This is a genomic window from Streptomyces ossamyceticus (assembly GCF_001418475.1).
GTDB lineage: Bacteria > Actinomycetota > Actinomycetes > Streptomycetales > Streptomycetaceae > Streptomyces > Streptomyces ossamyceticus.
The window spans coordinates 1-8,941 of record NZ_LIQX01000113.1 but is presented as its reverse complement, the minus strand read 5'-3'; the positions used below and the strand labels follow the sequence as shown (position 1 = coordinate 8,941).

Genomic DNA, 8,941 nt, shown 5'->3' with positions numbered 1-8,941 from the left:
CGCGGGGGCGGCCTCCCGCACCTTGCTGAGGCTGATCGCGGGCATACGGGCGCTCCTGGCGTACGGGTGTCGACGGGGCCCCCGAGGCTACGGCGTCCGGGGGCCGCCGGTGGTGTGATCGCCCCCGACGCCCTCCCACACCCCCGTCCGCACCCCTATACGCCTCCCCGTCACCCTTCACCCCCGATGGTTCGCTATTTTGTTCGCCGCCGCCCTCACCGGCTCGTCATCAGTCCGCACCCCCAAGGAGCCGGCCGTGGAAGCCCAGCCCCCGTCGTCGTCCGAGCCCGCCGTCACCACCTGCTACCGGCACCCCAAGGTGGAGACGTACGTCCGCTGCACACGCTGCGACCGCTTCATCTGCCCGGACTGCATGCGTGACGCGGCCGTGGGCCACCAGTGCCCCGAGTGTGTGAAGGAGGGCGCCCGGACCGTCCGTCAGGCCCGCACCGCCTTCGGCGGCCGGATCTCCGCGGTGCCCCTGATGACATACGTCCTCATCGGCCTCAACGTCCTCGCCTACGTGGCCGAACTGGTCCGCCCCTCCGTCGTGGACGACTTCGCGACGCTGGGCCGGGGCCTCACCGGCCCGGACGGACTGCACTACGTCTGGCAGGCCGTCTACCCCTCCGACTTCCACCCCGAGGGCGTCATCGACGGTGAGTGGTACCGCCTCCTCACCGGGGCGTTCCTCCACATCCCGCCCACCGAGGGCACGTTCGGCGTCCTCCACATCGTGATGAACATGGTCACGCTGTGGAACGTCGGCAGGATCGTCGAGGCGCAGCTGGGCCGCGCCCGCTACCTCGCCCTCTACCTCCTGTCCGCCCTCGGCGGTTCGGTGCTCGTCCTGCTCCTCGCCCCGGACGCCCGCACGGTCGGCGCCTCCGGCGCGCTCTTCGGCGTCTGCACCGCGTACTACGTCCTCGCCCGCCGCCTCGGCGCCGACCCCAGGGGCATCAACCGCTTCATGGCGGGCCTGCTGATCTGGCTGGTGCTCTCGGCGGTCGTCACCTCCTGGCAGGGCCACCTCGGCGGCCTCCTCACCGGCGGCCTGATCGCCCTCGCCTACGCCTACGCCCCCCGCGACCGCCGCCGCGTCCTCGTCCAGGCGAGCGCCTGCGCGGTCGTCCTCGCCCTCCTGCTGGTGCTGGCGGTGGCGAAGGTCGCGGCGATGACGAGCTGAGCGCGCGGTGGGGCGCCGCCCGGCCGCCCCACCGCGTCCGCGCATGCGACAGCGCCTGCCCAGTCGTCCGGTCGGGGACTGGCGGGCAGGCGCCGTCTGTGTTCCGTACGCCGTTGTACGGGACGTATGGGGGGGGGACCCGGAGGTCACCCGGTCGGTGCGGTGGTGCGGTCGGTGCGGTCGTCAGACCGTCAGCGAGCGGTCCGTGGGCTTGATCGGCGCCGGCAGGTCGCTCGCGCCCGTCAGGAAGCGGTCGCAGCCGCGGGCGGCCGAGCGGCCCTCCGCGATCGCCCACACGATGAGCGACTGGCCACGGCCCGCGTCACCGGCGACGAAGACACCCGGCACGTTCGTCTGGAAGTCGGCGTCACGGGCGATGTTGCCGCGCTCGTCGAGCTCCAGACCGAACTGCTCGACCAGGCCGTTCTCCCGGTCGGTGCCGGTGAAGCCCATCGCCAGGGTGACCAGCTGGGCGGGGATCTTGCGCTCCGTGCCCGGCTTCTGCGTCAGCTTGCCGTCGACGAACTCGACCTCGACGAGGTGCAGCCACTGGACGTTGCCGTCCTCGTCGCCCTCGAAGTGGGTGGTGGAGACGGAGTAGACCCGCTCACCGCCCTCCTCGTGCGCCGAGGTGACCTTGTAGAGCATCGGGAAGGTCGGCCACGGCTGGTTGGGGGCCCGGTCCTCGCCCGGCTTCGGCATGATCTCCAGCTGGGTGACGGAGGCCGCGCCCTGGCGGTGGGCGGTGCCCACGCAGTCCGCGCCGGTGTCGCCGCCGCCGATGACCACGACGTGCTTGCCCTCGGCCGTGATGGGGGGCGCCACGAAGTCGCCCTCCTGCACCTTGTTGGCCAGCGGCAGGTACTCCATGGCCTGGTGGATGCCGTTCAGCTCACGGCCGGGGACCGGCAGGTCGCGCGCGGTCGTGGCACCGGCGGCGATCACGACGGCGTCGTACCGCTTCTTCAGGTCGGTCGCCTTGAGGTCGCGGCCGATCTCGATACCGGTGCGGAAGCGGGTGCCCTCCGCGCGCATCTGCTCGATGCGGCGGTTGATGTGCCGCTTCTCCATCTTGAACTCGGGGATGCCGTAGCGGAGCAGACCGCCCACGCGGTCGGCACGCTCGTACACGGCGACCGTGTGACCGGCCCGCGTCAGCTGCTGCGCCGCCGCCAGGCCCGCCGGGCCCGAGCCGATGACCGCGACCGTCTTGCCCGACAGGCGCTCCGGGATCTGCGGCGCGACATCGCCGCCGTCCCACGCCTTGTCGATGATCGAGACCTCGACGTTCTTGATGGTGACGGCCGGCTGGTTGATGCCGAGCACACACGCCGACTCGCACGGGGCCGGGCACAGCCGGCCCGTGAACTCCGGGAAGTTGTTCGTGGCGTGCAGGCGCTCGGAGGCGGCCGCCCAGTCCTCGCGGTAGGCGTAGTCGTTCCACTCGGGGATGAGGTTCCCGAGCGGACAGCCGTTGTGGCAGAACGGGATGCCGCAGTCCATGCAGCGGGACGCCTGCTTCGAGATGATCGGGAGCAGCGAACCCGGGACGTAGACCTCGTTCCAGTCCTTCAGCCGGACGTCGACGGGGCGGGACTCGGCGACCTCGCGGCCGTGGTTGAGAAAGCCCTTGGGATCAGCCATTGGTCGCCGCCTCCATCATCTTCTCGGTGATCTCGGTCTCGGAGAGACCGGCTCGCTCGGCGGCGTCCTTGGCGGCGAGCACTGCCTTGTACGTGCTGGGGATGATCTTGCTGAAGCGGGTCACGGCCTCGTCCCACTCCGCGAGCAGCTTCCCGGCGACCGTGGAGCCGGTCTCCTCGGCGTGGCGGCGCACCACGTCGTGCAGCCACTGCTTGTCGGTGTCGTCGAGCGCCTCGACGGCGTTCACGTTGCCGACGTTGACGTTGTCGCGGTCGAGGTCGATGACGTACGCGACGCCGCCGGACATACCGGCCGCGAAGTTGCGGCCCGTCTCGCCGAGGACGACCGCGTGACCGCCGGTCATGTACTCGCAGCCGTGGTCACCCACGCCCTCGGAGACGACCAGCGCGCCGGAGTTGCGGACGCAGAACCGCTCGCCCGTACGGCCGCGCAGGAACAGCTCGCCGCCGGTCGCGCCGTAGGCGATGGTGTTGCCCGCGATCGTCGAGTACTCGGCGAGGTGGTCGGCGCCCCGGTCGGGACGGACGATCACGCGGCCGCCGGAGAGGCCCTTGCCGACGTAGTCGTTGGCGTCGCCCTCCAGTCGCAGCGTGACACCGCGCGGGAGGAAGGCGCCGAAGGACTGGCCCGCGGAGCCGGTGAAGGTGATGTCGATGGTGTCGTCGGGCAGGCCCGCGCCACCGAACTTCTTCGTCACCTCGTGGCCGAGCATGGTGCCGACCGTGCGGTTGATGTTGCGGACCTTGACCTGGGCGCGCACGGGCTGGGCCTCGGTCGCGTCGGAGGCGGCCAGGGCGTCCGCGGCGAGCTTGATCAGCTCGTTGTCGAGCGCCTTCTCCAGGCCGTGGTCCTGCTCGATCAGCTGGTGGCGCACCGCGCCCTCGGGCAGGTCGGGCACGTGGAACAGCGGCTCCAGGTCCAGGCCCTGCGCCTTCCAGTGGTCGACGGCGCGTTCCACGTCGAGGACCTCGGCGTGGCCGACGGCCTCCTCGATGGAGCGGAAGCCCAGCTCGGCCAGCAGTTCGCGGACCTCTTCGGCGATGAACCGGAAGAAGTTCACGACGTACTCGGCCTTGCCGGAGAACCGGTCGCGCAGGGTCGGGTTCTGCGTGGCGATGCCGACGGGGCAGGTGTCGAGGTGGCAGACGCGCATCATGACGCAGCCGGACACGACCAGCGGCGCGGTCGCGAAGCCGAACTCCTCGGCGCCGAGCAGCGCGGCGATGACCACGTCGCGGCCGGTCTTCAGCTGGCCGTCGGTCTGGACGACGATGCGGTCGCGCAGGCCGTTGAGCAGCAGGGTCTGCTGGGTCTCGGCGAGGCCGAGCTCCCAGGGGCCGCCGGCGTGCTTCAGCGAGGTCAGCGGGGAGGCACCGGTGCCGCCGTCGTGACCCGAGATGAGGACGACGTCCGCGTGGGCCTTGGACACACCGGCCGCGACCGTGCCGACGCCGACCTCGGATACCAGCTTCACGTGGATGCGGGCCTGCGGGTTGGCGTTCTTGAGGTCGTGGATCAGCTGCGCCAGGTCCTCGATGGAGTAGATGTCGTGGTGCGGCGGCGGGGAGATCAGACCCACGCCCGGCGTCGAGTGACGCGTCTTAGCGACCCACGGGTACACCTTGTGGCCGGGCAGCTGGCCGCCCTCACCGGGCTTGGCGCCCTGGGCCATCTTGATCTGGATGTCGTCCGCGTTGACCAGGTACTCGGAGGTCACACCGAAGCGGCCGGAGGCGACCTGCTTGATGGACGACCGGCGCGCCGGGTCGTACAGGCGCTCGGGGTCCTCGCCGCCCTCACCGGTGTTGGACTTGCCGCCCAACTGGTTCATGGCGATGGCGAGGGTCTCGTGCGCCTCCTTGGAGATGGAGCCGTACGACATGGCGCCGGTCGAGAAGCGCTTGACGATCTCGGAGACCGGCTCGACCTCGTCAACGGGGATCGGCTGCCGGTCCGACTGGAAGCCGAACAGGCCGCGCAGCGTCATCAGCCGCTCGGACTGCTCGTTCACCCGCTCGGTGTACTTCTTGAAGATGTCGTAGCGGGCCGCGCGCGTGGAGTGCTGGAGGCGGAAGACCGTCTCCGGGTCGAACAGGTGCGGTTCGCCCTCGCGGCGCCACTGGTACTCGCCGCCTATCTCCAGGGCGCGGTGTGCCGGGGCGATGCCGGAGGCGGGGTACGCCTTGGCGTGGCGGGCGGCGACCTCCTTGGCGATGACGTCGATGCCGACGCCGCCGATCTTGGTGGCCGTGCCGTTGAAGTACTTCTCGACGAAGTCGTCCGCGAGGCCGACGGCCTCGAAGACCTGGGCGCCGCGGTAGGAGGCCACGGTGGAGATGCCCATCTTCGACATGACCTTCAGGACGCCCTTGCCGAGGGCGTAGATCAGGTTGCGGATGGCCTGCTCGGCCTCGATACCGGAGAGGAACGTGCCGGCGCGGACGAGGTCCTCGACGGACTCCATCGCCAGGTACGGGTTGACGGCGGCGGCGCCGTAGCCGATGAGCAGGGCGACGTGGTGGACCTCGCGGACGTCACCGGCCTCGACCAGCAGGCCCACCTGGGTGCGCTGCTTGGTGCGGATGAGGTGGTGGTGGACGGCCGCGGTGAGCAGCAGCGACGGGATCGGCGCGTGCTCGGCGTCCGAGTGGCGGTCCGACAGGACGATCAGCCGGGCGCCGTTGTCGATGGCGGCGTCGGCCTCGGCGCAGATCTCCTCGATGCGCGCGGCGAGGGCGTCACCGCCGCCGGAGACCCGGTACAGGCCGGAGAGGGTCGCGGCCTTCATGCCGGGCATGTCGCCGTCGGCGTTGATGTGGATGAGCTTGGCCAGCTCGTCGTTGTCGATCACCGGGAAGGGCAGGGTGACGCTGCGGCACGACGCGGCGCTCGGCTCCAGGATGTTGCCCTCGGGGCCCAGCGAGGAGCGCAGCGAGGTGACGAGCTCCTCGCGGATCGCGTCCAGCGGCGGGTTGGTGACCTGTGCGAACAGCTGGGTGAAGTAGTCGAACAGCAGCCGGGGGCGGGAGGACAGCGCGGCGATCGGCGAGTCGGTGCCCATGGAGCCGATCGGCTCGGCGCCGGCCTTGGCCATCGGCGCGAGGATGACGCGCAGCTCCTCCTCGGTGTACCCGAAGGTCTGCTGGCGGCGGGTGACCGAGGCGTGGGTGTGCACGATGTGCTCACGCTCGGGCAGGTCGGACAGCTCGATCTCGCCGGCTTCCAGCCACTCCGCGTACGGGTGCTCGGCGGCGAGGCCGGCCTTGATCTCGTCGTCCTCGATGATGCGGTGCTCGACGGTGTCGACGAGGAACATACGGCCGGGCTGGAGGCGGCCCTTGCGGACGACCTTCGCGGGGTCGATGTCGAGGACGCCGACCTCGGAGCCGAGGACGACGAGGCCGTCGTCGGTGACCCAGTAGCGGCCGGGGCGCAGTCCGTTGCGGTCGAGGACCGCGCCGACCTGCTTGCCGTCGGTGAAGGTGACGCAGGCCGGGCCGTCCCAGGGCTCCATCATCGTGGAGTGGAACTGGTAGAAGGCGCGGCGGGCCGGCTCCATGGAGTCGTGGTTCTCCCACGCCTCCGGGATCATCATCAGCACGGAGTGCGGGAGGGAACGGCCGCCGAGGTGGAGCAGTTCGAGCACCTCGTCGAAGGACGCCGAGTCGGAGGCGTCCGGCGTACAGATCGGGAAGATCCGCTCCAGCTTGTCCTGCGGGCCGAACAGGTCGGAGGCGAGCTGGGACTCGCGGGCGACCATCCAGTTGCGGTTGCCCTTGACCGTGTTGATCTCGCCGTTGTGCGCGACGAAGCGGTACGGGTGGGCGAGCGGCCACGACGGGAACGTGTTGGTGGAGAACCGGGAGTGCACGAGCGCGATCGCGGAGGCGAAGCGGCGGTCGGACAGGTCCGGGAAGAAGGGCTCCAGCTGGCCGGTGGTCAGCATGCCCTTGTAGACGATGGTCCGCGCGGACAGCGAGGGGAAGTAGACGTCGACCTCGCGCTCGGCGCGCTTGCGCAGCACGAACGTCCTGCGGTCGAGGTCGATGTCCGTGGCGGGCACCGCGGCGCCGTCGGCGACGAAGATCTGGCGGAAGACGGGCATCGTCGAGCGGGCCGTGGCACCGAGCAGCTCGGGCGCCACGGGCACCTCGCGCCAGCCGAGGACGGTCAGGCCCTCCTCGGCGGCGATGGCCTCGATACGGGCGGCCGCGTCGTCGGCACCGGCCTCGGGCAGGAAGGCGATACCGACCGCGTACGCGCCGGCCTCGGGCAGCTCGAATCCGGCCACCTCACGGAAGAAGCCGTCGGGCACCTGGGAGAGGATGCCGGCGCCGTCGCCGGAGTCCGGCTCGGAGCCGGTGGCACCGCGGTGTTCCAGGTTGCGCAGAACGGTGAGCGCCTGCTCGACCAGCGCATGGCTCGCCTCGCCGGTGAGGGTGGCCACGAAGCCGACGCCACAGGCGTCGCGCTCGTTGCGGGGGTCGTACATACCCTGCGCAGCAGGGCGAGCATCCATGAACGACCACTTCTGGCCATTCGTGGAGTGCTGGGACGGCTGGCGCGGCGTACGCATCGGCTCTCCCGTCGTCGTCATCTGGCATATGCAATTGCCGAGGGACGACGTTGGCCCTCTGCGCGGAGTGCAAAATTTCGTGCAGGTTACATGATGGAGCGATTCTCGGGAACCGGGATAGTTCGTTCCAACATGCGGACGCCGCGGCGCTGAGCGGGTGCGGCGCACGGCGGCGGGAGCAAGGGGAGTCAGCCGGACAGATTCATGTCCTTCGACTCGATGTGCGGGGGGCGTCGTCGCTCCCTGCGGCAAGGTGCGGTGCAGGCGTCATTGCCGGCGGCGCTTACGGCTCATGCCCAGCGGTTAAGCATTCGAAACCGCGTAGTAACGACTACTTATACGGCCTCGCGCATACGTAGCCATCCGATTCATCATACGGCCGCACCGAACAGCGTGCCCAGGGCGTACGTCACACCGGCCGCGGCGCCCCCGAGGGCCAGCTGACGCAGCCCGCTGAACCACCAGCTTCTGGCCGTCACCTTCGCCACCAGGGCACCACAGGCGAAGAGTCCCAGCAACGCCACCAGCACCGCGGGCCACAGCGTGCTCGCGCCGAGCAGATACGGCAGCACGGGCAGCAGGGCGCCGAGCGCGAAGGCGCCGAAGCTCGACACGGCGGCGACGGCGGGCGAGGGGAGTTCACCGGGGTCGATGCCCAGTTCCTCACGGGCATGGATCTCCAGGGCCTGCTCGGGATCGCGCGAGAGCTGTCTCGCGACCTCGCGGGCGAGCTTCGGCTCGACGCCGCGCGCCTCGTAGAGGGCGGCCAGCTCCTTCTCCTCGTCCTTGGGGTGCTTGCGCAACTCGCGCCGCTCGACCTCCAGTTCCGCCTCGACGAGTTCGCGCTGCGAGGCCACGGAGGTGTACTCGCCGGCCGCCATCGAGAAGGCCCCGGCGGCCAGTCCCGCGAGCCCGGCGACGACGACCGTCTCACTGCCGGCCGTGCCGCCGGCGACACCGGTCATCAGCGCCAGGTTGGACACGAGTCCGTCCATCGCCCCGAACACGGCGGGCCGCAGCCAGCCGCCGTTCACATCGCGGTGGGTGTGGTTGTCGCGGTGCGCCACGTGGAGCGCTGCTTCGGTATCAATGATCGCCATACGTCGAACGTACGCTCGGAAAACCGCTTCTGCCAGCAAGGAAGGCCGTACTTACCTGCGATTGAGCGGGGGTTTGGGGGTGTTCGAGGAATGGGTGCCGCTCATTCGTACAAGGCCCCGCACAGATGTCGACCGGGTGATACCGGAGCGTTCCGGGGCCCGGTCGGGCACGCGATGTGGCAGAGATCTTCACAGAGAAATCTTCAGAACGGATCAACTGCCCATAGTGCCGCGGGACCCACCGGTCGAAGCACGCACGGGGCGCCGAGGAACCACCGGCACCACCGGGTCGCCGCGCCACACCACAGGGGCCACCGGCACACGGGTCCGTCCGGGCACTCCCGGGTGGCCGGACCACCCGGCGACGCACCCCCCACAGCGGCCCGCACACCGCCCTCCCACCCACACCACCAA

Annotated in this window: 4 protein-coding genes; 1 reads left to right on the top strand and 3 read right to left on the bottom strand. The window is 70.3% G+C overall.

The window, feature by feature from the left end:
* Positions 1–256 precede the first annotated feature (256 nt).
* Positions 257–1,186 carry a rhomboid family intramembrane serine protease gene (locus AOK15_RS10295; protein WP_055515078.1) on the top strand — a complete coding sequence of 310 codons (930 nt, stop codon included), beginning with the start codon at positions 257–259 and terminating at the stop codon, positions 1,184–1,186.
* A 183-nt stretch (positions 1,187–1,369) separates the two neighbouring features.
* Here AOK15_RS10295 and AOK15_RS10290 read toward each other — a convergent pair whose 3' ends face one another.
* The 3 genes from AOK15_RS10290 to AOK15_RS10280 all read right to left on the bottom strand — a co-directional run bounded on the left by AOK15_RS10290 (position 1,370) and on the right by AOK15_RS10280 (position 8,527).
* Complete coding sequence (locus AOK15_RS10290; protein ID WP_055515076.1) at positions 1,370–2,830, bottom strand: glutamate synthase subunit beta; 1,461 nt, start codon at positions 2,828–2,830, stop codon at positions 1,370–1,372.
* Entirely contained in the window at positions 2,823–7,427 is a 4,605-nt protein-coding gene (gltB, locus tag AOK15_RS10285) for a glutamate synthase large subunit (RefSeq protein WP_079058403.1), read from the bottom strand. Before gltB ends, AOK15_RS10290 begins: the two co-directional genes overlap by 8 nt.
* 371 nt (positions 7,428–7,798) lie before the next feature.
* A complete protein-coding gene (locus AOK15_RS10280; protein ID WP_055515074.1) occupies positions 7,799–8,527 on the bottom strand; it encodes a VIT1/CCC1 transporter family protein in 729 nt (242 codons plus the stop codon).
* Positions 8,528–8,941 lie beyond the last annotated feature (414 nt).

Coding starts and splice junctions, on each gene's coding strand:
- AOK15_RS10290 (WP_055515076.1), bottom strand. CDS start 2,830: ATGGCTGATCCCAAGGGCTTTCTCAACCACGGCCGCGAGGTCGCCGAG.
- gltB (WP_079058403.1), bottom strand. CDS start 7,427: ATGCGTACGCCGCGCCAGCCGTCCCAGCACTCCACGAATGGCCAGAAG.
- AOK15_RS10280 (WP_055515074.1), bottom strand. CDS start 8,527: ATGGCGATCATTGATACCGAAGCAGCGCTCCACGTGGCGCACCGCGAC.